This window comes from Streptomyces sp. NPDC101194 (assembly GCF_044767885.1).
GTDB lineage: Bacteria > Actinomycetota > Actinomycetes > Streptomycetales > Streptomycetaceae > Streptomyces.
Map to the genome: position 1 here is coordinate 574,519 of NZ_JBIWOS010000005.1, position 24,315 is coordinate 598,833.

Genomic DNA, 24,315 nt, shown 5'->3' on the forward strand with positions numbered 1-24,315 from the left:
TCGGGCGGGACCGGGCGTGGGACGGTTCCGTGAACCGGGGGCGGGCGGCGGGATCTCGCCCCTGCCGCCCGCCGCCGGGCCTCAGTCCTGCCCGGTCACCACCACTTCGGCGATCTGCGGCGCCGCCGACCCCGTACGCCACAGGAGGCGTACCGAGTCGGCCGTACGCGCCGCCGCGCCCACCTGGCTGTAGGGGCCGTCGAGCGCGCCGATGGTCTGCCAGGTTCCGTCGGTGCCCCGCAGCTGGACGTCGGCGCGGCCGGCGGATCCGGCCGGCTGCAGCACGGTGACGGACCGTACGGAACGAGCGGCGCCGAGCGCCACCTCCAGCGCCTCCCCCGCCTCGGGGGCGCGCGCCGCCCGGTAGACGGTTGCGGGGTCTCCGTCGGAGGCCGCCCGCAGCGAGGATCCGGTCGCCGCGGGCGGTCCTCCGGTGACGGCGCCGTCCGCGGTCCCCACCGCGAACTCCCGCACGACGAGCCAGTTCTCCTGGCCGGCGGTCGCCCGTGCCCGCACATAGCGCGCCTCGGTCCCGGCGGGCGCGGTCGCGGTGACGTCCGGCTTTCCGGAGAAGGCCGTGAGCTGCTGCCACTGCTGTCCGTCGGCCGAGTACTCAAGAACCCCTTCGTGGATGTAGTCGTCGGCGCTGCCGGGTTTGGCCATGGCGAGCGTGATGTCGCCGATCTCCCGCACCCGGCCCAGGTCCAGGGTGATCCCGTCACCGGCGGCGGGCGCCCCGTCGCTCCAGAAGTAGGTGGAGTCGTCGCCGTCGAGCATCCGCGCCGGCGTGTTGCTCTGATACGTGCCCAGGCCGGTCGTCACCGAGGGCCGCCCGCTCACCCCGAGTATCCGGTCGTGCTCGGCGTTCGCCGCGTCGACGAAGCGGTCCAGCACCCCGTCACCGACGAGGACCGGTACCTTGCGGCCGTCGAGGCCGGTGTAGGTGAAGGACTTCGCCGCGGTGACCTGTGCGGCCAGTCGCTGCCGGAGTTCCCATGCCTGCGCCCCCTTCCCGGCGCGGGCGGCCTCGACCATGCTCAGAGCCGTACGGGCGGCGACGGCCCAGGACTTGGTCGCGTCCAGCCAGGGGCCGGAGTCGGCGAGGAAGCCCCGGTCCGGAAGACTGCTGCGCAACCGGTCGGGGGCGGAGCCGAGCGCGCCGAGCACCGAGGCGAGGCGGGCGGCGTCACCGGACTTCCAGTAGTCGGCGAACTCCGCGGCCAGCTCGGGAGCCTGGTCCTTGTTGAGCGCCGAGCTGTAGTTGACGTCCGCGAAGGCCCGGAGTGCCTTCGCGGTACGGGGGTCGCCTCCCGCGTACTCCTCGAGTCCCTCGCCCCACGAGGTGCGTGGGTCGTACGCGGCGTCGTTCCACGCGTAGTCGGCGACGGTGTACAGGGCGATCTTCGAGGCGTAGGGCTGGATCATCGGGTTGGCGGTGATCCCGGCCAGCTTGCCGGGCAGCCCCTTCTCCCGGCCGTTGAACGGGCCGAGCAGCAGTCGGTCGGTCGCGTAGTCGTTGACCGGATAGTTGTCCCACGTCAGGATCGGGTGACCGAAGACCGTGTGGGCGGCCTCGGCCTGGGCGACGGTCATGGTCGGGGCGACGACTCCCACGCCCGTCCATTCGACGAGGACATCGGGGTCGAGCTGCTCGGACAGCGCCTTCTTGTACGGGGACGCGGAGACGTTGTAGTACTCGGTGGGAACCATCTGGAGCGGCTGGGCTCCCGGGTGGGTGGCGATGAACTCCTTGTTGACCCGATTGAGCAGATAGGCCTGGGCCGCGCCCGCCGCAGCGCCGCCGGTCCCCCATTTCGCCTTGTCCTCGGCGCAGTTCCAGTCCGTGTAGCTGATGTCGTCGAGCGGCACCGCGAAGGTCCGTACACCGATGTCCCAGATCGTCTGGAACTTGTCGACCAGCGCCTTGGCGTCGGCGTCCGAGCTGTAGCAGACGGAGAGGCCGGGTGAGAGCGCGTAGGTGAATTCGACGTGCCGCTGGACGGCCCGGTCGGTCAGCTCCTTGATCTGGGCCAACCGGTCGGCGGGGTAGGCGTCGCGCCATTTCGCGCGGAGATACGGATCGTCCTTCGGCGAGTACACGTAGATGTTCATCTTGTGCTCGCCGTAGTAGTCGAGCTGGTCGAGCCGGGCCTCGTGCGACCACGGAGTGCCGTAGAAGCCCTCGATGACTCCGCGCAGCGCGGTGCCGGGCCAGTCGCGCACGGCGAGCCCGGCGATCTCGGCACCCGGATGTCTCTCCTGCGGCAGGATCTGGCGCAGGCTCTGTGCGGCGTAGTAGGTGCCGGTGGTGTCCTTGCCCGCGAGGACGATGCGTCCGGCGCCGATGCCGAGGACGTAGCCGTCGGCGGGCAGTGCGGACGGGCCGTCGACGTGCAGGGCGGTGAGCGCGTCGGCGTCGCCGACATGGACGGTGAGCCCGCTCCTGCCGGGCTTGTCCGCGCGCACGACGCGCTGCGCTCCGGCCCGGCGCAGCGCGCTCTCCACCACGCGCAGGGAGGGCTCGTCCGAGGTCGCGCCCGCCACCAGGGTGACGGTGGGGCTGATGGTGATCCGGTCGGATCGCTTCTTCACGGACTGCGGGGTCGGCGTGATGACCGGAGTGTCCCGGCCCTCGTCGGCCTGCGCCTGACGGGTGGTCCGGGTGCTGTCGGCCGCCTGGGCGGACGGCACTGCGGTCAGCAGGCCGCCCGCGAGCAGGGTCGCCGCCGCGCCGAGCGCGGTGAGACGGGATGGGCGAGGCGTCACTGGTCCTCCATTGATCACTCAAGTCACCGGAGTCGCGCAACACAACAACACCGAATTCAACATCATGAGGCTTACATGTCAATGGTCTGGACAACATTAACTCTCTGACCTGGGGCTTTACATTCAGAACCGCGATTCACGACACATTGGCGATGCACTCACGTGCCGACACCGAAAAAGACGACCGCGACGGACTTTGCATGATCATGCGAGATTATGCATACTCTTCCTATGTCTAAGGTCCTCACCTCCCTCCCTGCCGGCGAGCGCGTCGGCATCGCCTTCTCCGGCGGTCTCGACACCTCGGTCGCGGTCGCGTGGATGCGCGACAAGGGCGCCGTCCCGTGCACCTACACCGCCGACATCGGCCAGTACGACGAGCCCGACATCGCCTCGGTGCCCGGTCGCGCGAAGACCTACGGTGCAGAGATCGCGCGCCTGGTCGACTGCCGCGCGGCACTGGTCGAGGAGGGCCTGGCCGCGCTCACGTGCGGGGCGTTCCACATCCGCTCGGGCGGACGCGCCTACTTCAACACCACGCCGCTCGGCCGCGCCGTCACGGGCACCCTGCTGGTCCGGGCGATGCTCGAGGACGACGTACAGATCTGGGGCGACGGCTCGACCTTCAAGGGCAATGACATCGAGCGGTTCTACCGGTACGGCCTGCTCGCCAACCCGCACCTGCGGATCTACAAGCCCTGGCTGGACGCGGACTTCGTGACCGAACTCGGCGGCCGCAAGGAGATGTCCGAGTGGCTCGTCGCCCACGACCTGCCCTACCGGGACAGCACGGAGAAGGCGTACTCGACGGACGCCAACATCTGGGGCGCCACCCACGAGGCCAAGACCCTGGAGCACCTGGACACCGGCGTGGAGACGGTGGAGCCGATCATGGGCGTGCGGTTCTGGGACCCCTCGATCGAGATCGCCACCGAGGACGTGACGATCGGCTTCGACCAGGGCCGGCCGGTGACGATCAACGGCAAGGAGTTCGCCTCCTCCGTCGAGCTGGTGATGGAGGCGAACGCCATCGGCGGCCGGCACGGCATGGGGATGTCGGACCAGATCGAGAACCGGATCATCGAGGCCAAGAGCCGCGGCATCTACGAGGCGCCCGGCATGGCCCTGCTGCACGCCGCGTACGAGCGCCTGGTCAACGCGATCCACAACGAGGACACCCTCGCCCAGTACCACAACGAGGGACGGCGCCTCGGCCGGCTGATGTACGAGGGCCGCTGGCTGGACCCGCAGGCCCTGATGGTGCGGGAGTCGCTCCAGCGCTGGGTCGGCGCGGCCGTCACCGGCGAGGTGACGCTGCGACTGCGGCGCGGCGAGGACTACTCGATCCTCGACACCACGGGCCCGGCGTTCAGCTACCACCCGGACAAGCTGTCCATGGAGCGCACCGAGGACTCGGCGTTCGGCCCGGTCGACCGCATCGGCCAGCTCACCATGCGCAACCTCGACATCGCCGACTCGCGCGCCAAGCTGGAGCAGTACGCCGGGATCGGCCTGATCGGCACCGCCAATCCCGCCATCGGCGCCGCCCAGGCGGCCGCGACCGGACTGATCGGCACCATGCCGGAGGGCGGCGCGGAGGCCATCGCCTCCCGCGGCGAGGTCTCCGGCGACGACGAGATGCTGGACCGCGCCGCGATGGAGTTCGGCACGGACTGACCGGTCCCGTCGAGCGGAAGGGCTCGACACCCCCGAGGGGAAAGCACCACAGGAGAAGGCCGGCGCGGCGCCCATGGCGCCGAGCCGGCCTCTTCGTCGTCTTGGGGCCGAACACCGGCCCCCGCCTGCGGCGACACCCGGTCGGCAGCCGCGGCGATCGGCCAGGACCGGCCGGATTCGGCCGGCCCCGTTCCCGCCCCGCACTCCCCCTTCCCGACGTCGCTCATCTCTCACCCGAGCGCGACATACCCCCAGGGGTATCAGTGTTAATCTGAGGGAGAGATACCCCCCGGGGTACACCGTACGGAAGGAGTCGTGTCGTGTTCTTCGTCGACACCATGGAGACAGCGGGCCTCGGCAACCGCAGCTATCTGGCGGGCGGGCAGCGAGCCGCCGTGGTCGTGGATCCGCCGCGCGACATCGACCGGGTCATCACAGCGGCCGCCCGGCGCGGCGTGCACATCGCCCTCGTGGTGGAGACCCATCTGCACAACGACTACATGACCGGCGGCCTGGAGCTGGCCCGCGTCACCGGTGCGCGGTACCTGGTGCCCGCCGCGGCGGAGGTCTCCTTCACCCGGGTCCCGGTGGCGGACGGCGACAACACCCCGGTCGACGAGGGGCTCACGCTGCGCGCGCTCGCCACTCCCGGCCACACTCCGCACCACACGTCCTATGTGCTGGAGGAGGAAGGCCGGGCAGTCGCCGCCTTCACCGGTGGCTCGCTGCTGATCGGAAGCGTGGGCCGGCCCGATCTGGTGGAGCCTCGGCTCACCGCCGAACTGGCGCGCGCCCAGCACGCCTCCGCGCACCGGCTCGCCGCCGAGCTCGAAGACACCGTGCCGGTTCTGCCGACGCACGGCTTCGGCAGTTTCTGTTCGTCCGCCCAGGCCGAGGGGGCGGCCACGACGATCGGCGAGGAGCGCAGCCGGAACGATGCACTGATCAAGGACGTCGACACCTTCGTCGCGGAACTGCTCGCCGGCCTCGACGACGTGCCCGCGTACTACGCGCACATGGGACCGGCCAATGCGGCAGGCCCCGATCCCCTCGATCTGACCCCGCCGGACGCGGCCGACGCCGAGGAGATATCCCGGCGGCTCGCCGCGGGCGAGTGGGTGGTGGATCTGCGCAGCCGGCTGGCGTTCGCCGAGGGCCATGTCGCCGGATCGTTCAACTTCGAGGGGGAGGGACAGCTCGCGACGTATCTGGCCTGGCTGATCCCCTGGGGCAAGCCGGTCACCCTGCTCGCGGGCACGGCCGCGGATGTCGCGCACGCGCAGCGGGAGCTGTCACGCGTCGGCATGGGACGCCCGGTGGCCTCCGCCACCGGCCGCCCCGACGACTGGGTACGCGCACCGGCGGAGCTGCGGTCGTTCCGCAGATCCGACTTCGCGGGTCTGGCAGCCGCACGGGCGCACGGAGAGGACCCGGTGGTTCTCGACGTGCGCCGGGACGCCGAGCACCGCGGCGGAGCACTCGCGGGGGCAGTGCACATCCCCGTGCACGAGTTGCCGCGGCGGCTGGACGAGGTGCCGCCGGGCGTCGTGTGGGTGCACTGCGCGGGCGGGATGCGGGCGGCGATCGCCGCGTCACTGCTGGATGCGGCAGGACGCGAGGTGGTGGCCGTGGACGACGGCTTCGACGGAGCGGCGGCAGCGGGCCTGAGCCTCACCGTCCCTCTCTCCGCCGACCCGGCCGCCGCCACGGCCTGACCACCCGACGACCGCACACCCGCACCCGCACCCGCACCCGCACCCGCACCCGCACCCGCACCCGCACCCGAGGAGTGTTCTCCATGTCTTCCCTGATGTCCTTGTTCCGGCGCGGCCCCGGCCGTGTCACCCCTGCCGAGGCCGCCCGAATGACCACCGACGGTCCGGCTGTCCTGTTGGACGTACGCGAGTTGCCCGAGTGGAACGCCGGTCACGCTCCGGGGGCGATCCATGTGCCGCTGTCCGGGCTCGCCGAGGGCACGTCGCTGCCCGACTCGGCGACGGGCCGTCCGGTGGTGGTGATCTGTCGCTCCGGCAACCGGTCCCGGCAGGCGGCCCGGATCCTCGCCGACCGCGGCGCGCAGGCGGTCGACGTCGTGGGCGGCATGACCTCCTGGGCCGCCGAGGGGCTGCCGGTGCGCGATCGGCGCGGGGCGGCGGGCACCGTCGCATGACCACGCTCGTTCTGGCGCTGCTCGCCGGAGCGGTGGTCGGTCTGGCGCTCGGTGGACTGGGCGGCGGCGGGAGTGTTCTCGCCGTCCCCGCGCTGATCTACCTGCTCGGCTTCACCCCGGCCGCCGCCACCACTGCCGGGCTCCTCATCGTCATCGCCACGTCTCTCACCGGGCTCGTCGCCCATGCCAGGGAGGGCAGGGTCCGCTGGCGTACGGGCGGGCTCTTCGCGGCGGCCGGAATCGTCCCGGCCGCCGTCGCCGGAGCGCTGTCGGTGCGGATCCCGTCCGGGGTACTGACGGCCGCGTTCGCCGTGCTCGCGGTGGTCGCCGCGGTTCGGATGCTCCGGCCGCGGGCCGAGGCCGCGCCGCAGGGCCCGGTGCCCGCCGGACGGGCCGCGGGCGCGGGCGCCGGGCTCGGCGCCGTGACCGGGTTGCTCGGCGTGGGCGGCGGTTTTCTCGCGGTACCCGCCCTGGTCACCGTGCTGGCCCTCCCGATGACCGCGGCGGTCGGTACCAGCCTGCTGGTCATCACGGTGAATTCCACGGCCGCCCTGGTCACCCGCCTCGCGACACCCACCGCGCTGGACTGGGCGGTGATCGCCCCCTTCACGGCGGCGGCGGTGCTCGGAGCGTGGGACGGGCAGCGGCTGGCCGCGAGGGTGTCCACGGCCGGACTGCAACGGATCTTCGGCGCCGTCCTGCTGGCCGTGGCCCTGTTCATGCTCGTCGACGCCGTGGCGTGAGAGCCACGACGTCGATCCGTCGGCCGGCCGGGGCCGTCCCCGGCTCAGGCCAGTGAGAGAAAGAGCTTCTCCAGCCGCGTCCGCATCTGCTCGCGATCGGCCGGCTCACCGCCACCGTCGGCCATGCAGTGCTGCAGGCCCGTGGCGATGATCGCGAAACCGGCCCGGTCGAGCGCCCGCGAGACGGCCGCCATCTGCGTGATGACGTCCTCGCAGTCCCGGCCCTCCTCGATCATCCTGATGATACCGGCGAGCTGGCCCTGAGCGCGGCGAAGGCGGTTGAGGACCGACTTCAGTTCGTCGGCCGCCATGTCGAGTTCCACACATCCTCCTCCTGATACCCCAAGGGGTATTCTAACCTGAATGGGCAAGGGAAGGACCGAGTCCCTCCCCCAGCCCCGGTGAACGAAAGGAAACACTGCTCGTGACCAGCCCCGTCTCCCTCTCCCCCGCCCAGGCCGCGGCCCGTCTCGCGGAGTTCACCGTCATTGACGTGCGGGCTCCCGGCGAGTACGCCTCCGGGCACGTTCCCGGTGCCCTGAACATTCCGCTGGACCGCTTCCCCGAGGCCGTGCCCGCGCTGAAGTCCGCCGCGGCCCGCGGCTCGCTGCTCGTGGTCTGCGCCTCCGGTGTCCGCTCGACCCGGGCCTGCGACATTCTCGCGGCGGCGGACATCGAGGCCGTCACGCTGTCCGGCGGCACCTCGGCCTGGGAGGGCGAGGGGCGTGATCTCGACCGTCCCGCCGGAGCACGGGCGACGTGGCCGATGGATCGTCAGGTCCGGCTCGCCGCCGGTTCGCTCGTGGTGGCCGGCCTGCTGGCCGGGGTGCGCTTCCCGGCCGCGCGCTGGATCTCCGCCGGTGTCGGCTCCGGGCTCGTCTTCTCCGCCGTGACCAACACCTGCGGCATGGCGGCCGCCCTGTCGAAGCTGCCGTACAACCGCGCCCCTCGCTCGGCGGCGAACCTGGACGCGACGCTGGACGCCCTGCAGAGCTGAGCCGCCGCGCACGGGGGCGGCCCCCCGTACGAGAATCGCCCTCCGCGGCTCAGGAGCCGGCCACGCGCCCCGCGTGACCGGCTCCTCCCGTCGAGAGGGGACGGGATCAGACCTCGTCCCGGACGAGGGCGAGCAGCCGGTCCAGTACGCGCGGTCCGCCCGCGCGCAGCCCGTCGTGCTCGAACTCGTCGGTGACCCAGGTACGGAGCCCGCGGATCGCCGCCGCCGTGCGCAACGCGTGCCCGGTGTCGACATACATGTCGTCGTGGTAGACGGCGGCGGCGACCGGTACCTCGTTGGCGGCCAGGCGCGCGCGGTCGTACAGCGGTGCCCAGTCGGTACGGGCGGCCAGCAGTTCGGCGGTCTCGCGCAACGGGCGCAGCGCCGGATCGACCTCGAAGTGCCAGGGGTGGATGCTCTCACCGGTGAAGAGCACCGGGCCGTCGCCCTTGAGCGCCTCGGCCGCGTCGAACTGCGGGAACTCGGCACGGACCCGCTCCGCGGCCCAGGCGGTGGGCCGCTCGTCCTGGCCGTAGATCGCCTCGTGCATCAGCGCGTACAGCGGATGCCCGGCGAACGAGGCCGCCGTGCGCATGGCTTCCTGGAAGGTGTCGGACAGCTCGGTGCCGTGCGGCGTGCGGACGAAGGCGTTCTCCAGCAGATAGTGGAGCCGGTGGCTGCCGTCGCCACCGCCCAGCATGATCCCCAGGGACTGGAACCCCTCGGGCGTCAGACGGTGTCCGGCGCTGTCGGGGCGGTGCTCCGCGAGGTGAGCGGTGATCTCCCGGGCGCGACCGACATCCTGCGGGTAGCGGGCGTAGTGGGCCGCGACCTTGCGCTCGATCCGCGGGTAGGCGGCCCGGTAGACGTCGTCGGCGTGTGCGTCGAGCGAGGGCAGTCCACCGGTGATGAGGACGGTCCTGAGCCCTTCGGGCGCGGCCGACAGATAGCGGACGGCGCAGAAACCGCCGAAGGACTGGCCGAGTACCGTCCACGGTTCGCCGCCGGTCAGCTGCGGGCGGATCAGCTCGCAGTCGCGCACGATGTTGTCGGAACGGAAGTGGGCGAGGTAGTCGGCCTGCTCGCGCGGACCGCCGCGCAGCGGCAGGGTCTGCCGGTTGGCCGGGGTGGAGAGGCCGGTTCCGCGCTGGTCCAGGAGCAGCACCCGGAACTCCCGCACGGCCCGTCCCAGCCATGCCTCCGTACCGATGAAGCGCCGGGCGCCGAAGCCCGGACCGCCCTCCAGATAGACCAGCCAGGGCAGTTCCTCGTCGGCCCTGCCGCTCGCCACGGCTTCTCGGCCGAAGATCTCGATCTGCTCACCGCCCGGATCGGTGTGGTCGAGCGGGACCGTGAAATAGCGGTCGGTGAAGACGATGCCGGGGTGCCGGTAGCTGCTCACAAGGTGCTCCTGAATCAGATGTTCCACGCACAGTTCAGCACACGGCCCGCGACACGGACGGTCGCGGTCCGTGTGCGGCCCGCCCGGAGGCCTCCTACCGTGCAGGAATGATCCGGTTCGAGCAGGTCGGCAAGGTCTACCCGGACGGTACGACCGCGGTCGACGGACTGTCCTTCGAGGTCGCCGAGGGGGAGCTGGTCACCCTCGTCGGCCCGTCCGGCTGCGGCAAGACGACCACGATGATGATGGTCAACCGGCTGATCGAGCCTTCGTCCGGCCGGATCCTGGTCGGTGGCGAGGACGTCTCCGGCGTGGACCCGGTGAAGCTGCGCCGTCGGATCGGCTACGTCATCCAGCAGGTGGGGCTCTTCCCGCACCGCACGATCCTCGACAACACCGCGACCGTCCCCTCGCTCGTCGGCTGGAAGCGGGCGAGGGCCCGTGAGCGTGCGGCCGAACTGCTGGATCTGGTGGGCCTCGACCCGAAGACCTACGGCTCCCGCTACCCTGCCCAGCTCTCCGGTGGCCAGCGCCAACGAGTGGGCGTGGCAAGGGCATTGGCCGCCGATCCGCCGGTGCTGCTGATGGACGAGCCGTTCGGCTCGGTCGACCCGGTGGTGCGGGAGCGGCTGCAGAACGAATTCCTGAGCCTGCAGGCCACCGTCAGGAAGACGGTCCTGATGGTCACCCACGACATCGAGGAAGCGGTCCGGATGGGTGACCGCATCGCGGTGTACGGAGCGGGGCGCATCGAGCAGTTCGACAGCCCGGGGGCTGTGCTCGGATCTCCCGCGACTCCGTACGTGGCCCGGTTCGTCGGCGCCGACCGGGGCCTGAAGCGTCTGTCGGTCACCACGGTCGAGCCGGACGATCTGGAGGAGCCGCCGGTCGCCCGGTTGGACGAGCCGGTCCGGTCGGCGGCGGCCCGCCTCAGCGGTGCGGGTGCGCGTTGGGCGGTCGTGCTGAACGGCGAGGGCGACCTGCACGGCTGGGTGGCGGCGGACGCGCTGCGCATCGCCGGGGAGTACGGCACGGTCGGGGACCTGGCCCGCAGGATGGACGCCTGGGTACCGGTCGGGGCTCCGCTGAAGCGGGCTTTCAGCGAGATGCTCCAGCACGACGCCGGATGGGTCGCGGTGCTGGACGGCTCACGGTTCCTCGGCGTGCTGACCCCGGCCAAGCTCCACGAGGCACTGCGCCGCTCGGTGGACGCCGAGGCACAGGGTGTAGGACGGGACGAGGTGCGGTTCGACTCGGTGGCGGACGCGTAGGGCGCGCCACGCGCCGGTCAGGACTCGCGCCGCCGCCCGCGCCGGCAGCGGCTGCCGCCCTTCGGGCGGACCAGCAGTCCGGCGACGACCGGATGGCGGCGCGGTGCCGAGCGGTCCTCGTAACCCCGGCGCGGTGCCTCGTCGACCCTACGTTCGGTGTGGGTCGGCGCTGCGACCGCCGTTCCCGAGGCGCCCTCGTCCGCGCACCGCCCGCCCCCGTACGGTGTGATCAACCATTCCCCGCGGTGATCACTCACCCCGCGAAGAAGGCGGTCCCCATGTCCCTGTTCGATCTGCCGCTCGACGAGTTGCGCGACCACCGCAGCCGCTCGGTGGAACCGGAGGACTTCGACGCGTTCTGGTCGCAGACACTCGACGAGGCCCGGTCCCATGATCTCGGCGCCCGGTTCGAACGGCGTACGGATACGGGGCTGACGACCGTGGACGTGTACGACGTGACGTTCGCGGGCTTCGGCGGCCATCCGGTCAAGGGCTGGTTCGTCCTGCCCGCGGGCACCACCGAACCGCTGCCGGTGGTCGTGGAGTTCATCGGATACGGCGGCGGGCGGGGACTGGCCCACACCCATCTTCTCTGGGCTTCGGCCGGTTTCGCCCATTTCGTGATGGACACCCGGGGCCAGGGCAGCGGCTGGCTGGTCGGCGACACCCCCGACCCGGTGGGCAGCGCCCCCTCGTTCCCCGGTTTCATGACCCGGGGCATCGAGGATCCGCACGCGTACTACTACCGGCGTGTGTTCACCGACGCGGTACGGGCGGTGGAGGCGGCGCGCTCGCATCCCCTGACCGATGCGACACGCACCGCGGCCATCGGTGAGAGCCAGGGCGGTGGCATCACGCTCGCCGTCGGCGGACTGATACCCGACCTCGTGGCGATCGCGCCGGACGTCCCGTTCCTGTGCGACTTCCCCCGGGCGCTCACCGTCACCGACCGCACCCCGTACCGCGAGGTGGGCAATTACCTCAAGACGCACCGGGGCCGGGCGGAGCGGGCGCGGGCCACCCTCTCCTACTTCGACGGAGTGCACTTCGCCGCGCGCGGGCAGGCACCCGCGCTGTTCTCGACCGCCCTGGAGGACATGACCTGCCCGCCCTCGACCGTCTTCGCCGCCTTCAACGCCTACGCCCATCAGGACAAGGCCATCGAGGTGTACGACTTCAACGACCACGAGGGCGGCGGACCGTTCCAGCAGGCCGTGCAGCTGGGCTGGCTGCCCGGCAGGCTCAGGGCCTGACCCGCGAAGCCGTGGCGCCGCGGCCGGGGAGGTCCGCCCGCCGGCGAACCTCTCCGGTCGCGGCACGGCGCGTACCGGCGTAGAGCGCCGGGCTCGTCGGACACCGTCTCAGGGCCGGATGAGGTTCTTGGACTCCAGATACGCACGTGCCACGTCCTCGGGCAGCCGCCGCCAGCTGTCGACCCGCTCGTCGAGCCGGGCCAGGTCGGCGGTGGTCAGTACGGTGTTGAGCTTGCCCAGCGCCTTGCGTACGCCTTCGCCGCCCGCCCGGGACCGGTTGACGACGGGGACGAGGTAGTCGGCGTTCTGCAGGTGCTTGTCGTCGGCGAGCAGGACGAGGCCGAAGTCGTCCAGGGTGGCGTCGGTGGTGGTGGTCAGCACCATCTGGTCCTGCCCCTTCCGGACGGCCTGTTTGGCCTGGGTGGTGCCGACGCCCTTGGGGTCCACGGCGGTGACGCGGATGCCGTAGGTCTTCCGCAGCCCCGGTGCGCAGTAGGGGCGCTGAACGCATTCGTCACCGGCGGCCAGCCGGACGGGCAGCCCTGACCGGCCCAGATCGCTGAGGGTCTTCAGACGGTGCTTCGCCGCGTACGGAGCGGCGACCGCGAAGGCGTTCTGGTCGACGGCGCGCCCGGGGTCGAGCACGATGAGACCGCGCGGTCCGGCGAGGGCGCGCAGGGCCCTCATGGTGGCGGCGAGGTCGGGCGAACCGACCGGGGCGGCGTCCGCGCCGTTCTCCCTCGTGTTCAGCCAGTCGGCGAAGGTGGCGGCGTACTCCGGCACGACATCGATCTGGCCGCTCTCCAGCGCCGGTTCGTAGATCTCACGATCGGCGACGGAGATGATCTTCGTGGAGTAGCCCGCCCGGCCGAGCAGAGCGGCGTACATCCGGGCGAGGAGATCGCTCTCGGTGAAGCCGGCGGAGCCGATGGTGAGGTGCTTGCTGTCGCCCGGCGGTGCGGTGACCTCGCCCCGGTCCTCCAGGGAGGGACCCGTCGCGCAGGCGCTCGCCGGCAGGAGCGCCAGCAGCACGGAGAGTGCCGGCAGCGGCCTCATCCCGGTCCCCCGTCGCGGCCCCGGTCGGGGGCGAGCCGCCGCACCGCTTCGAAGAGCCCTTCCACGACGAGGGCGAAGGCGGCGACGAGAACGGCCCCGGCCACGACCTGCGCGGTCGAGGCGAGGTTGAAGCCCGCGGTGATGATGCGGCCGAGTCCGCCGCCGCCCGCCAGGGCCGCGAGGGTCGCGGTGGCGACGAGTTGGACGGCGGCGATCCGTACGCCGGTGAGAATCAGCGGCAGGGCGAGCGGCACCTCGACACCCAGCATCACCTGGCTGCCCGTCATGCCCATCCCCCTGGCCGCCCGCACGACGTCGCGGTCGACCTCTCGCATTCCCACGTAGGCGTTGGTGAGCAGCGGCGGTACGGCGAAGAGCACGAGGGCGACGACGGTCGGCCACTCGCCGTGCCCGCCGATCGGGGTGAGGAGCAGCAGCACCAGCACGGCGAAGGTGGGAACGGCCCGGCCGATGTTGGAGAGGTTGACGGCGAGCGCGCCACCCCTGCCGAGATGGCCGAGGACCAGGGCGACGGGCAGTGCGATCAGACAACTGATCAGCAGGCAGACGACGGTGAGGAACAGATGCTGGCCGAGCCGGTTCCAGATGCCGTCGTCGCCCGACCAGTGCGCCGCGGTCGTGAGCCAGGCCCAGGCGTCGGCGAGGGTGCTCACGGCCGCCTCCGGGTCCACGGCGTCAGGATGCGCTGCAGGAGGAGGAGCATCAGGTCGGCGGCGACGGCGATGAGGACGCAGAGGACGGAGGCGGTGAGCACCTGGGCCTTGAAGTACGTGTTCATCCCGGAGTAGATGAGGTTGCCGAGTCCGCCGTACCCGACGATCGCACCGACCGTGACCAGGGAGACCGTGGAGACGGTCGCGACACGCAGTCCGGCCATGGCGGCCGGCAGGGCGAGGGGGAGTTCCACGGCGACGAGCAGCCGCACCGGCCCGTATCCCATGCCGCGCGCGGCCAGCCTGGTCTCCTCGGGCACGGCCCGCAGTCCGGCCAGGATGTTCCGGACGAGCAGGGTGAGCGAGTACAGGACGAGTCCGGCGACGACGAGCGACGCGGAGAGTCCGTACACCGGCAGCAGCAGCGAGAACATGGCGAGCGAAGGCACGGTGTACAGGATCGTCGTCACGCCGAGAACCGGGCCCGCGACCCAGCGCCGGTGCCGGGCCGCGAGGGCGAGCGGAACGGCGAGGGCCAGCCCGATGAGTACGGAGACCGCGGTGAGCTGGAGGTGCTCGACGACGGCGTCGCGGAGGATCTCGCGACGGCTGCTCAGATAGGCACCGCAGAGCCACTCATTGCGCGCGAGGCAGTCGTCGGGAGGCACGGTCACCCGTCCATTGGAGCGTGGGCAGGCCGGCGCACGCGCGTCCTGATCGGCTGTCCGGGCGCCGTGCGGGCCGGCAGGCGTGCGAGGCGGGCGCCCCGGAGGGCGGCGGCGCCTGCGGGACGGGCGGCCCTTCGGCCTATTCGGAGGCCGCCGCCTGCGCCGCGGGCCGCTGGACCTTCTGGACCGTGACATCGTCCGGTCCGAGCCGCCGCCCGTCCGCGGAGTGGATCTCCAGGGCGCGGGGCGGGCGGCCGTGCCGCAGATCGACCATCTCCGAATGCGGTTCGCCGGCTTCGAAGAAGTGCCCCTCGCCCCACTGCCGCAGCGCCACGATCACCGGGAAGAGATCGCGGCCCTTGGTCGTCAGCACGTACTCGTGGTACGCGCTGCCGTCGGCCGCCGGGACCATGTCGAGGATGCCGCCCGCGACCAGGTCGCGCAGGCGCGCCGCGAGGATGTTCTTCGCCACGCCGAGACTGCGCCGGAACTCCCCGAAGCGGCGGCTGCCGTCGAACGCGTCGCGGACGATCAGCAGCGACCACCAGTCGCCGATCGCGTCGACCGAACGAGCCACCGGGCAGTCGCTGTCGTTGAAGCGTGTCCGCTTGACCATGCCGTTCCCCTTCGCACCATCGGTTGCAACATGCTACCAGCCAGCACTACGGTCAGCCTGGTAGCAACTTGCAACCGATTCGATCGAGGAGTGCCCCATGGCCGACAGCGGGACGACGACGAGAGCCGGGAACACGAGCGGGGGGACACCGGCGAGCGCGCCGTCCGGACTCACGACGCTGCTGTTCGCGGTCGCGTCCGGTGTGGCGGTGGCCAATGTCTACTTTGCGCAACCCCTTCTGGTCACCCTGAGCCGGGACTTCGGGATCGGCGCGGCGACCGTCGGCATCGTCGTCACCCTCACCCAGATCGGCTACGGGCTCGGACTGTTCCTGCTCGTTCCGCTCGGCGATCTCGTCGACCGGCGGACCCTCGTCGTGACCCAGCTGGCACTGCTGGCAGCGGCGCTCATCGCCACCGGCACCGCCACCGCCGCACCGATCCTGCTGACCGCCCTGGCCGCCGTGGGCCTTCTCGCCGTGGTGACCCAGACCCTCGTGGTCTTCGCCGCATCGCTCTCCGCCCCGGAACGGCGCGGCCGCGCGGTCGGCCTGGTCACCAGCGGAATCGTCATCGGAATCCTGCTCGCCCGTACGGTCTCCGGTGCGCTGGCCGACCTCGCGGGCTGGCGATCGGTCTACCTCACGTCCGCGGCGCTGACGCTCGTGCTCGCCCTGGCCCTGTACCGGGTGCTGCCGCGACGCCCGGCGGCGCCCTCCGCCCTGCGGTACGCGCGGCTCCTGCGCTCGACGCTCACGCTGTTCGCCGAGGAACGCGTACTGCGGGTCCGCGCCCTGCTCGCCCTGCTGATCTTCGCCGCCTTCAGCACCTTGTGGAGCTGTGTCGCGCTCCCGCTGAGCGCACCGCCGCTGTCGCTGTCGCACACCGCGATCGGAGCGTTCGGGCTCGCGGGTGCGGCGGGCGCGCTCGCCGCGGCCCCCGCGGGGCGCCTGCACGACCGCGGTCTCGCCGGACGGACGACCGGTATCGCCCTCGGCCTGCTCACCGCGTCGTGGCTCCCCCTCGCCCTCACCCGGCAGTCGCTCTGGGCGCTGGCGATCGGCGCGGTCCTCCTCGACCTCGCCGTGCAGGCCGTCCACGTGACGAACCAGAGCCTGATCTACGCGGTCCGCCCCGACGCCGGAAGCCGTCTGATCGGCGGATACATGATCTTCTACTCGGTCGGCAGCGCCACGGGCGCCCTCGCCTCGACGACCGTCTACGCGAGGGCCGGATGGGGCGCGGTGTGCATCCTGGGCGCCGCGTTCAGCGCACTCGCGCTCGTCGTCTGGGCGGCGACCCGCACGGGCATGCCCGCAGCAGGCCCGACGGGGGCGTCCACCACGCCCGCCGGCTGACCGTGCGGGTGCCGCGCGTGCCCGCCTCGCACGGCCGTGTCGCCACGGGGGAGACGCCGCGCACCGGCGGCGCCTCCCCCGTGCGGTCGTCAGTGCTGCTCGGCCGCCGGTTCCAGCACGAATACCGGAATCTGCCGGTCGGTCTTGAGCTGGTAGTCGGCATAGTCGGGGAACGCGTCGACGGCGCGCTGCCACCACACCGCCTTCTCCTCGCCGGTGACCTCACGGGCGTTCATGTCCTGCCGGACGGGGCCGTCCTGCAACTCCACCCGGGGGTCGGCGACGAGGTTGTGGTACCAGACGGGGTGCTTGGGAGCGCCCCCCTGCGAGGCGACCACGGCGTACGTGCCGTCGTGCTCGACCCGCATGAGCGGGGTCTTGCGGATCTTGCCGCTCCTGGCCCCGCGGGTGGTCAGGATGATCACCGGCAGGCCTCGCAACGTGGTCCCCTCGGTACCACCGGAACCCTCGAACAACTCGACCTGATCACGGACCCACTGCGCGGGGCTCGGCTCGTACTCGCCCTTGAGAGGCATGGCATCTGTCCCATCGTCGGCATTCGGTGGTGCTCGTACGCGGACACGCGGATCCCGGTGTGTCCCGTCGTTCCGAGAACTCTTTCATCATCGCGCCCGCCCGGGACAGGCGCGCAACCGCGTGTCATGACGAGGGCCGTGGCGGGTTCAAGGGTGCGTCGGGCTCAGCCGCAGCTGCAGCATCGCTTCGAACCTGGCCTCCGGATCGTCGAGGTCGATGCCCGCCACCACGGCCAGCCTCTTGAGCCGGTACCGGAACGTGTTGGGGTGGATGTGGACGGCGGCAGCGGCGGCGGCCACATCGCCGAAGGTGCTCAGCCAGGCCTCCAGGGTGTCCGTGAGGGCGGTGTGGTGCTGGGCGTCGTAGGCGCGCAGCCGGACGACCGGGCCGTCGGGAAGGTCGTCCTCGGCGGCGATCCGGTCCGTCAGCTCCTCCAGCAGCGAGGCGGCGTAGACGTCCGACAGTCGTGCGGACCGCCGCGGGGAGCGGCCGGACCCCAGGACCCGCAATGCCCGGTCCGCGTCGGCGCGGGAGCGGCGCAGCTCGGCCGGGCGGGCGGCGAGTCGGCCTATGCCGATGACGGCGGGGACCCGGTCGCCCACGCGGCCGAGGAACGCATCGGCCACCCGTAGCGCGTGCTCGTCCGAACTCGTGGGCAGGACCGCGTAGGTGACGCCCCCCAGTGAGGCCGCGGCCGTCCGGGGATGGATCGCGGCCAGATGCAGGGCGAGGGCCTCGGCGACGCGGTGGCCCGCGGCCACCCGGTCGGGCGCCGATGGCTCACCGGTCACCGCGAGTGCCAGTACGCAGGCGGGCTGGGCGGACAGGCCCAGCCGCACGGCGGCCTGCGGAGCGTGGGGCCCGCCCTCCAGGACCGTGGCGAGCAGGTCCGCGCGCAACCGCCGTTCGACGTCCTCGCCCGTGCGGTGGCGCAGCAGATGCAGTGCGGCCACCTTCGCGGCCTCGTGCAGGGCCTGCGTGCGGTCCTCGCTCAGCGGTCCGTCGACCACGACCCAGATCGATCCGAGGATCTCGCCGCCCGCGCGGACGGCGATGGCGACCCTGGGCTTGTCGGAGATGCCGGCCACATAGACGGGTTCCTCCTTGCGGTAGATGGCCTGGAACGCGCCGAGTTGCTCCAGGGCACGCAGCTTCTCGGCGGGCACCTGGCGGTCGAGGATGGTGGCGATCCTGGCGTCGTCGCCCTCGTCCTGCCTGCTGGAGAAGGCGAGCACCCGTCCCCCGCGGTCCTCCACGGTGACCGGGCCGTCGAGCAGCCCGGCCGTCGCGTTGGCCAGCGCGAACAGGTCACCGGCGAGCGGCTCGGCGCCGTCGGCCTCGTCGGGGCCACCGACCGTGCCGAGTTCGTCGGCGGCGAGCAACGAGCGCAGCAGCGCGGCCACCTGGGCCCAGGATGCGCCGGGCGTCAACCCGAGAACCGTCAGGCCCGTGCGCGCGGCCGCCTCGGAAACGGGCCCTTCCACCGGGACCGGTGACCGGACCACCACGGCCACCGCGCCGAGCCCGGCCGCCCGGTCGACCAGGGCGGCGACCGGCTCGGCGCCGTACACCCCGACGCCGAGCACCACCGCGCCGGGCAGCCTGGCGGGTTCGTCCAGCGGGTCCTGGATGAGCACTCCGCTGACGGTGCGGGCCGGGTCGGCCTCTCCGGCCACCACCTCGATCAACGTCGAACCCAGATCGCTCAGGATACGGCCGAGCACGGCTCGTGGCTGCTCCGTCATCGTCACACGGTAGTTGATCGGAGTTCGTCCACGGCGAGCGCGGCCACCTGCCCGATCACCCGGTCCGCCCGGGGGTTGCGGAAGTCGGGGATGTCGGACCGGGTGAAGACGGCCACCGCCCAGCGCCCGCCGCCGGGGGCCTCGACGACCCCTGCCTCGTTGCGCCAGCCAGGCAGCGTGCCGGTCTTGCCGGCGACGCGGAATCCGTCGTCGAAACCCGACGACAGCCGGTGCGGCCAGATCTGCTGCGACATCACGGCCCGCACCTCGGCGCACGCCTCGGCCGGACCGGCCTCGTCACGCCAGACGAGAGCGAGCAGTTCGGCGATGTCACGGGCCGTGCCCCGGGTGGTACGCCGGGGAACGCACACCGCCAGTTCCATGAGCTTCTCCGGCTCCTGCGCGATCAGTGCCGCCATCCTCGCGTGCGCCTCGATCTCGGTGGTCACACCGAGATCGGCGAAGAGCGAGCCGGTCAGCTCCAGACAGCCTCCGACCAAGTGGGTCCGTCTCCGCCCCAGTTCGGCGAGCATCGCGTTCACCGTGTCGAGTCCGACCCGGTCCAGCACGACATCGGTGGCGGCGTTGTCGCTCATCGTCATCATCATGTGGACCAGGTCCCGCAGGCTCATGCCGACCGGGTCGGCGCAGCCCGAGGTGCCGATGCCGCCGTCGCGGTACTTCGGATCCACCTCGTGGCGCTCGGTCCGCTCCAGCCGTCCCGCCGCCGCCTCACGGGCATAGGCGAGAGCGACCGGGATCTTGAAGACGGAGGCGAGGCAGACCGGTTCGTCCGCCGCGACGGCGATCGTCCGTTCGCCGTCGATGTCCCGGGCGAAGAGGAATCCCTCGACACCGGCTTCGTCGAAGGCCGTCCGGATCCGTGCCTCGACGGTGTCGGACCGGGTGGTGGTCATCGGCTGATCCATTCGGCGGTTTCCGTCACTTCGTCCAGTTGCCCGGGGACCGGTGAGAGTCCGAGGCCGGGCGCGCGGGGCACGTCGAGGTGGCCGTCCTTCAGCACGAACGGTTCGGTGATGTCGGTCCGGTAGTACCGGTCGGAGGCAGAGGTGTCACCGGGCAGGGTGAAGCCGGGCAGCGCGGCGAGGGCGACGTTGGCGGCCCGGCCGAGGCCGGTCTCCAGCATTCCGCCGCACCAGACGGGGACACCGTGCGCGGCGCACACGTCGTGGATCCGCCGGGCCTCCAGATAGCCGCCGACCCGCCCCGGTTTGATGTTGACGACCGAGCAGGCACCCATCGCGATCGCGTCGGCCGCCGAGCGGGCCGAGACGATGGACTCGTCCAGGCAGATCGGGGTGCTCACCCGCTCGGCCAGTGCCGCGTGGCCCCGGACGTCCTCCTCGTCCAGGGGCTGTTCGATCAGCAGCAGCCCGTACGGGTCGAGCCGGGCCAGTTGTGCGGCGTCGGCGAGGGTGTACGCGGTGTTGGCGTCCACCTGGAGCAGTACGTCGTCGCCGAAGCGCTCCCGGACCGCGCGCACCGGTTCCACGTCCCAGCCGGGTTCGATCTTCAGCTTGATCCGCAGATAGCCCTCGGCCAGATAGCCGTCGACGGCGTCGAGCAACGCGGGGATCGAATCCATGATCCCGACCGACACCCCGGCCGGCACCCGTTCGGCCGTTGCCCCGAGCCATTGCCCCATCGACAGTTCGTGGGCGCGCAGCCAGGCGTCCAGCACCGCGGTCTCCAGCGCGGCCTTGGCCATCCGGTGCCCCTTGAACGCGGCCAGTGCCGGGGCGACCGCCCAGGGATCGAGCGCCGGAAGGGCGGCGAGCGCGGGCACGAGATACCTGCGCAGCACATCCGCGGCGGCCTCGGTGTACTCCGAGGAGTACAGCGGATCGGCCATGGTGACGCATTCGCCGTAGCCCTCGTGGTGCTCGGTCTCGACCCTGATCAACAGGATCTCCCGGGTGGTCAGGGTGGCGAACGAGGTCCGGAAGGGTGCGACCAGCGGCATCGCGATCCGGCGCAGTTCCACACCGACGAGCTTCATGCCTGCTTCTCCTGACGTTTGTCGATCACGTACCAGCCGTCCCGGGTGAATCCCGCGACGGTGTGCCCCTCGGCCATCAGTCCGCCGAGCACCTCGCGCAGCGCGTATCGCCATGCGCGGGCCAGGGGTGGGTCGGTGCGGCGCATCGTCTCGATCTCGGCGGGGATCCGGACCAGGACGGTGTCGCCGTCCCGGCGCCCGACGGCGGGGCCGCCGTCGGGTTTGGCGTCCAGGCCGACCACCGCGTGTTCACCCGCGGTGTCGACCGTGACACGGCGGGGGGTGCCCGCGGCGGATCCGACGGCGTGTTCGCCGGTCAGTTCCCAGAGGACCATCAGACGGTCCGTCTCCGTTCCCGCATTGACCTCGTCCTGCATCGCGCCGTAGAAGTCGGCCAGGTACTCGCTCGGCACCGCCCCCAGTTTGGCCAGGTTGAAATAGGCGTTGCGGCTGATCAGCGGGTCGAAGGTCCAGGTGACCGCGGTGATGCCGCGGCTCAGGGCCCAGGCCCGCTGATGCAGTTTGACGGCGTGGCCGATGTTGCGGCCCCGGGCGCTGTCGTCCACTCCGGCGATGTGCGAGTGCAGCCCGGCGGTGGCCAGGAAGCCCAGGCAGAATCCGACCATCCGGCCGTCCTGGTGGACACCGACGACATAGCTGCCGGAGTGGGCGAAGACCCGCAGCAGCTCCGGGGTGATCAGCGGATTGCCGGGGTCGGGCCGCCAGACCCGGTCCAGCACCTGGCAGGCCGTCCGCATCTCGTCCAGTCCGTGCAGCTCCGTGACGGTGACGCCGGCCCGATGCGCCGCGAGTTCCGCGGCGACGGCCGCGGCGGCGGCCTCCGTGCCGTTCACGATCTCACCCCGCCCGTCGGCGGCTCGTGCACGAGCGAGGCCACCAGGTGGGCGACCAGTGCCGCGCGGCGGGGCAGTTCGGCGACGACCACATGCTCGTCGTCCGCGTGTGCCCCGCCGCCCACGGCTCCGAGGCCGTCGAGGGTGGGCGTGCCCGCACCGGCGGTGATGTTGCCGTCGGAGCCGCCGCCGACCGCCACCCCGCGCAGGGGGCCGAAGCCCAGCTCCCGGTAGCGCCTTCGGGCCAGTTCGAACAGTTCCGCCGAGGCGCTCTGCTGCAGCGGCGGACGGTCCGGACCGCCGGACAACGTGAGCGAGGCGCCCGCGAGCACCGGGGGGAGGTCCCGCACGGCACGGTCCACCCGCTCCTGCTCGGCGGCGGTCTCCACCCGTACGTCGACCAGCAGCCGGGCACCGTCGGGCACTGTGTTGCGGGTGGTGCCCGAGGAGGCCACGGTCGGCGTCACCGTGGTGCCGGTGGCCGGGTCGGCGAGCGCGGACAACGCCAGTACCTGATGGGCCAGTTCGACGGTCGTGTTGACGCCGCGGTGGGGTTCGAGACCGGCGTGCGCCGCGCGTCCGGCGATGTTCAGTTCGTAGCCGGACACGCCCTTGCGCGCGGTCTTCAGTGCGCCGCCCTCGCTCGCCTCCAGGACGAGTACGGCCCGGGTGCGACGGGCCTCGGCCTCGATCAGATCGCGCGAGGTCGGGGATCCGATCTCCTCGTCACCGGTGAGCAGGACCGACACCCCGTCCAGGTCGTCGAGCACCGACAGCGCGTGGAACAGTTGCGCCACGCCGGCCTTCATGTCGAAGCAGCCGGGTCCGGTCAGCCGGCCCCCGGCCACTTCGAAGGGGTGGCCGGCCAAGGAGCCCACCGGCCACACCGTGTCGAAGTGGCCGAGCAGCAGCACCCGGTCGCCGGAGCCGAAGCGCCAACGCAGAGCGGGCCGACCCGAGCCGTCCAGCCACTCGGGCGCCGCGCCGGTCAGCCGGGTCCCGAGCCCGGCGACGACCCGGGCGCAGTCGGTGACGGCGGCCAGGTCCTCACTGGGCGACTCGGTACGGACCAGTGCCTCGATGTCGGCCAGCAGGCCCGGCAGCCCCGCCTCCAGGGCGGTGGCGATTGCGCTCACGTCAGCCCGCCTTGGGGGTCGCGCGGCCACCGTGGTGGAGGTAGGGCGTGCCGTCGGCGAGTGTGTAGAAGACGACCGGGACCCAGACCTTCAGGCCCGGTCGCCGCACCACGAACACCCCCGGCTCGACCGGGTGCAGCTCGTACTCCTGTTCCGTGTCGGAGATGAGTTCGGCGAGCGGTCCCGTGATCCGGTCGAGCATCACCAGGCCGCCGTCCCGCTCCACGATCTCCACCCTGCTGGAGAGCCGCCGGTAGACGCCGACGTGGTCGGCGGGGTCCACCGCCACCGGATCCGTCGCCGGCCGGATCGTGCCGCGCATCGTCACCCCGGCCAGCTCCTGGACGATCTCCGCGAACACGTCCCGGTAGAGGCTCGCGGTGTCGCCGCCATTGGTGAGCAGGCAGATCGCCAGATCGGCCTCGGGCAGCACCCGCAGGAACGCGCTCTGTCCGATCGTGCCGCCGTCGTGCCCGTACACCCGCTGCCCGTCCCAGTTGTCCAGAAACCAACCCAGCCCCCAGGCGTTGCCCAGGATGTACGGGTCGGGGAGTTCGACCTGCGGTGTCTGCATGGCGGTGGCGCTCTCGGCCGAGAGAATCTTGGTGCCGTCCTCGGTGACGCCGTTGTCGAGGTGCAGCCGGGCGAACTTCAGTACCTCGCGCGGCGTCGAACAGATCAGTCCGGCCGGTCCGGCCGAACGCATCAATCCCCACTGCGCGGCCTGCACCGGCGGGTCCCCCAGGTGTCCGATGGCGGCCCGGAAGCGCAGCGCCTCCTCCGGCAGGGTCACGGTGTGCGTCAGGCCCAGCGGACGGAACAGGCGCTCGCGCATCAGCTCGTCCCACTGGACGCCCGTGACGACTTCCAGGACCCGGCCGAGGAGCGTGAAGCCCGCGTTGCAGTACGACATGGTGGCGCCGAGCGGGTGGTTGGGCATGGCATCGCCGAGCTGCGCGACGTACTTCTCCAGGCAGTCGTCGCCCCGGCCGGTGTCGGTGAACAGGTCGCCGTCGATCCCGCTGGTGTGATCGAGGAGGTGACGGAGCGTCACATCATTGGTCAGCTCCTCGTTGGCCAGCCGCAGTTCGGGAAGTACGGAGACGAGGGGTGCGTCCAGTTCGAGCAGGCCCTCGTCGACCAGGGCCATCGCCACGGTGGTGGTCCACACCTTGGAGATCGAGCCGATCTGGAACAGGGTGTCGGTGGTCGCCCCGATCCCGGCGTCGGTGTTGGCCAGTCCGACGGCGGTCTCGGCGATCAGTTCGCCGCGGTGCAGGATGCCGAGACTGGCGCCGGGAACGAGGTGACGGGCGGTCAGTTCGGTGAGGCGGGCGGCCCATCGGGCTGACAGGTCGGTGGTGTCGGTCATG

22 protein-coding genes are annotated in these 24,315 nt (G+C 71.8%); 8 read left to right on the forward strand and 14 right to left on the reverse strand.

Translation table 11 applies throughout. The features are described 5' to 3' along the window. Positions 1 to 81 precede the first annotated feature (81 nt). A complete protein-coding gene (locus tag ACIRP2_RS22245; RefSeq protein ID WP_404252781.1) occupies positions 82 to 2,766 on the reverse strand; it encodes a beta-N-acetylglucosaminidase domain-containing protein in 2,685 nt (894 codons plus the stop codon). Positions 2,767 to 2,997: 231 nt separating this feature from the next. Here ACIRP2_RS22245 and argG point away from each other — a divergent pair, with 231 nt between their 5' ends. The 4 genes from argG (at position 2,998) to ACIRP2_RS22265 (ending at position 7,356) form a co-directional block, all read left to right on the forward strand. Further along, complete coding sequence (argG, locus tag ACIRP2_RS22250; RefSeq protein WP_404252783.1) at positions 2,998 to 4,443, forward strand: argininosuccinate synthase; 1,446 nt, start codon at positions 2,998 to 3,000, stop codon at positions 4,441 to 4,443. Between the two features lie 320 nt (positions 4,444 to 4,763). Then, positions 4,764 to 6,158: a rhodanese-like domain-containing protein gene (locus ACIRP2_RS22255; RefSeq protein ID WP_404252785.1), complete on the forward strand. Its 1,395-nt coding sequence runs from the start codon at positions 4,764 to 4,766 to the stop codon at positions 6,156 to 6,158. 95 nt (positions 6,159 to 6,253) lie between these two features. Beyond that, entirely contained in the window at positions 6,254 to 6,613 is a 360-nt protein-coding gene (locus ACIRP2_RS22260) for a rhodanese-like domain-containing protein (RefSeq protein ID WP_404252929.1), read from the forward strand. Beyond that, positions 6,610 to 7,356 (forward strand): sulfite exporter TauE/SafE family protein, encoded by a 747-nt coding sequence (locus ACIRP2_RS22265; RefSeq protein ID WP_404252787.1) that lies wholly within the window; start codon positions 6,610 to 6,612, stop codon positions 7,354 to 7,356. Before ACIRP2_RS22260 ends, ACIRP2_RS22265 begins: the two co-directional genes overlap by 4 nt. A 44-nt stretch (positions 7,357 to 7,400) precedes the next feature. Here ACIRP2_RS22265 and ACIRP2_RS22270 read toward each other — a convergent pair whose 3' ends face one another. Beyond that, a complete protein-coding gene (locus ACIRP2_RS22270; RefSeq protein ID WP_351083362.1) occupies positions 7,401 to 7,679 on the reverse strand; it encodes a metal-sensitive transcriptional regulator in 279 nt (92 codons plus the stop codon). Between the two features lie 101 nt (positions 7,680 to 7,780). On the opposite strand from ACIRP2_RS22270, the gene ACIRP2_RS22275 reads away from it, so the two are divergent. Next, positions 7,781 to 8,353 carry a rhodanese-like domain-containing protein gene (locus tag ACIRP2_RS22275; protein ID WP_404252789.1) on the forward strand — a complete coding sequence of 191 codons (573 nt, stop codon included), beginning with the start codon at positions 7,781 to 7,783 and terminating at the stop codon, positions 8,351 to 8,353. A gap of 106 nt (positions 8,354 to 8,459) precedes the next feature. Here ACIRP2_RS22275 and ACIRP2_RS22280 read toward each other — a convergent pair whose 3' ends face one another. Further along, positions 8,460 to 9,755, reverse strand: a complete 1,296-nt coding sequence (locus tag ACIRP2_RS22280) for an alpha/beta fold hydrolase (protein ID WP_404252791.1) — start codon at positions 9,753 to 9,755, stop codon at positions 8,460 to 8,462. A gap of 107 nt (positions 9,756 to 9,862) precedes the next feature. Here ACIRP2_RS22280 and ACIRP2_RS22285 point away from each other — a divergent pair, with 107 nt between their 5' ends. Further along, the gene (locus ACIRP2_RS22285) at positions 9,863 to 11,026 is read left to right on the forward strand and encodes an ABC transporter ATP-binding protein (RefSeq protein ID WP_404252793.1); all 1,164 of its coding nucleotides are present in this window, start codon (positions 9,863 to 9,865) and stop codon (positions 11,024 to 11,026) included. Between the two features lie 278 nt (positions 11,027 to 11,304). Beyond that, the gene (locus ACIRP2_RS22290; protein ID WP_404252931.1) at positions 11,305 to 12,279 is read left to right on the forward strand and encodes an acetylxylan esterase; all 975 of its coding nucleotides are present in this window, start codon (positions 11,305 to 11,307) and stop codon (positions 12,277 to 12,279) included. A 108-nt stretch (positions 12,280 to 12,387) separates the two neighbouring features. Here ACIRP2_RS22290 and ACIRP2_RS22295 read toward each other — a convergent pair whose 3' ends face one another. The 4 genes from ACIRP2_RS22295 to ACIRP2_RS22310 all read right to left on the reverse strand — a co-directional run bounded on the left by ACIRP2_RS22295 (position 12,388) and on the right by ACIRP2_RS22310 (position 15,293). Beyond that, positions 12,388 to 13,335 (reverse strand): ABC transporter substrate-binding protein, encoded by a 948-nt coding sequence (locus ACIRP2_RS22295; RefSeq protein ID WP_404252795.1) that lies wholly within the window; start codon positions 13,333 to 13,335, stop codon positions 12,388 to 12,390. Beyond that, positions 13,332 to 14,009 (reverse strand): ABC transporter permease, encoded by a 678-nt coding sequence (locus ACIRP2_RS22300; RefSeq protein WP_404252797.1) that lies wholly within the window; start codon positions 14,007 to 14,009, stop codon positions 13,332 to 13,334. The genes ACIRP2_RS22295 and ACIRP2_RS22300 overlap by 4 nt, the downstream gene beginning before the upstream one ends. Further along, the gene (locus ACIRP2_RS22305) at positions 14,006 to 14,683 is read right to left on the reverse strand and encodes an ABC transporter permease (RefSeq protein ID WP_404252799.1); all 678 of its coding nucleotides are present in this window, start codon (positions 14,681 to 14,683) and stop codon (positions 14,006 to 14,008) included. Before ACIRP2_RS22305 ends, ACIRP2_RS22300 begins: the two co-directional genes overlap by 4 nt. A gap of 133 nt (positions 14,684 to 14,816) precedes the next feature. After that, positions 14,817 to 15,293 (reverse strand): winged helix-turn-helix transcriptional regulator, encoded by a 477-nt coding sequence (locus ACIRP2_RS22310; RefSeq protein ID WP_404252801.1) that lies wholly within the window; start codon positions 15,291 to 15,293, stop codon positions 14,817 to 14,819. A 97-nt stretch (positions 15,294 to 15,390) separates the two neighbouring features. Between ACIRP2_RS22310 and ACIRP2_RS22315 the strand changes: the two genes are divergently transcribed. Then, entirely contained in the window at positions 15,391 to 16,650 is a 1,260-nt protein-coding gene (locus ACIRP2_RS22315; RefSeq protein ID WP_404252803.1) for an MFS transporter, read from the forward strand. 89 nt (positions 16,651 to 16,739) lie between these two features. On the opposite strand, the gene ACIRP2_RS22320 is transcribed toward ACIRP2_RS22315, so the two are convergent. The 7 genes from ACIRP2_RS22320 to ACIRP2_RS22350 form a co-directional block, all read right to left on the reverse strand. Continuing rightward, on the reverse strand, positions 16,740 to 17,186 hold the full coding sequence (locus tag ACIRP2_RS22320) for a nitroreductase family deazaflavin-dependent oxidoreductase (protein ID WP_404252805.1): 447 nt from the start codon (positions 17,184 to 17,186) through the stop codon (positions 16,740 to 16,742). A gap of 147 nt (positions 17,187 to 17,333) precedes the next feature. After that, the gene (locus ACIRP2_RS22325; protein ID WP_404252807.1) at positions 17,334 to 18,932 is read right to left on the reverse strand and encodes a PucR family transcriptional regulator; all 1,599 of its coding nucleotides are present in this window, start codon (positions 18,930 to 18,932) and stop codon (positions 17,334 to 17,336) included. A 2-nt stretch (positions 18,933 to 18,934) separates the two neighbouring features. After that, entirely contained in the window at positions 18,935 to 19,849 is a 915-nt protein-coding gene (locus ACIRP2_RS22330; protein ID WP_404252809.1) for a serine hydrolase, read from the reverse strand. Next, positions 19,846 to 20,952, reverse strand: coding sequence for an o-succinylbenzoate synthase (gene menC, locus ACIRP2_RS22335; RefSeq protein ID WP_404252811.1), 1,107 nt, complete (start codon positions 20,950 to 20,952; stop codon positions 19,846 to 19,848). Before menC ends, ACIRP2_RS22330 begins: the two co-directional genes overlap by 4 nt. Continuing rightward, the gene (locus tag ACIRP2_RS22340; RefSeq protein WP_404252813.1) at positions 20,949 to 21,806 is read right to left on the reverse strand and encodes a GNAT family N-acetyltransferase; all 858 of its coding nucleotides are present in this window, start codon (positions 21,804 to 21,806) and stop codon (positions 20,949 to 20,951) included. Before ACIRP2_RS22340 ends, menC begins: the two co-directional genes overlap by 4 nt. Continuing rightward, entirely contained in the window at positions 21,803 to 22,942 is a 1,140-nt protein-coding gene (locus ACIRP2_RS22345) for a M20 family metallopeptidase (RefSeq protein WP_404252815.1), read from the reverse strand. The genes ACIRP2_RS22340 and ACIRP2_RS22345 overlap by 4 nt, the downstream gene beginning before the upstream one ends. Before the next feature lies 1 nt (position 22,943). Then, the gene (locus ACIRP2_RS22350; protein WP_404252817.1) at positions 22,944 to 24,314 is read right to left on the reverse strand and encodes a serine hydrolase domain-containing protein; all 1,371 of its coding nucleotides are present in this window, start codon (positions 24,312 to 24,314) and stop codon (positions 22,944 to 22,946) included. Between the last annotated feature and the right edge of the window lies 1 nt (position 24,315).

Bases quoted from the DNA above. Each gene is read 5' to 3' on its own strand.
- ACIRP2_RS22290 (WP_404252931.1), top strand. From the start codon at position 11,305: ATGTCCCTGTTCGATCTGCCGCTCGACGAGTTGCGCGACCACCGCAGC.
- ACIRP2_RS22285 (WP_404252793.1), top strand. From the start codon at position 9,863: ATGATCCGGTTCGAGCAGGTCGGCAAGGTCTACCCGGACGGTACGACC.
- ACIRP2_RS22320 (WP_404252805.1), bottom strand. From the start codon at position 17,186: ATGCCTCTCAAGGGCGAGTACGAGCCGAGCCCCGCGCAGTGGGTCCGT.
- ACIRP2_RS22260 (WP_404252929.1), top strand. From the start codon at position 6,254: ATGTCCTTGTTCCGGCGCGGCCCCGGCCGTGTCACCCCTGCCGAGGCC.
- ACIRP2_RS22295 (WP_404252795.1), bottom strand. From the start codon at position 13,335: ATGAGGCCGCTGCCGGCACTCTCCGTGCTGCTGGCGCTCCTGCCGGCG.
- ACIRP2_RS22325 (WP_404252807.1), bottom strand. From the start codon at position 18,932: ATGACGGAGCAGCCACGAGCCGTGCTCGGCCGTATCCTGAGCGATCTG.
- ACIRP2_RS22330 (WP_404252809.1), bottom strand. From the start codon at position 19,849: ATGACCACCACCCGGTCCGACACCGTCGAGGCACGGATCCGGACGGCC.
- ACIRP2_RS22310 (WP_404252801.1), bottom strand. From the start codon at position 15,293: ATGGTCAAGCGGACACGCTTCAACGACAGCGACTGCCCGGTGGCTCGT.
- argG (WP_404252783.1), top strand. From the start codon at position 2,998: ATGTCTAAGGTCCTCACCTCCCTCCCTGCCGGCGAGCGCGTCGGCATC.
- menC (WP_404252811.1), bottom strand. From the start codon at position 20,952: ATGAAGCTCGTCGGTGTGGAACTGCGCCGGATCGCGATGCCGCTGGTC.
- ACIRP2_RS22265 (WP_404252787.1), top strand. From the start codon at position 6,610: ATGACCACGCTCGTTCTGGCGCTGCTCGCCGGAGCGGTGGTCGGTCTG.
- ACIRP2_RS22315 (WP_404252803.1), top strand. From the start codon at position 15,391: ATGGCCGACAGCGGGACGACGACGAGAGCCGGGAACACGAGCGGGGGG.
- ACIRP2_RS22350 (WP_404252817.1), bottom strand. From the start codon at position 24,314: ATGACCGACACCACCGACCTGTCAGCCCGATGGGCCGCCCGCCTCACC.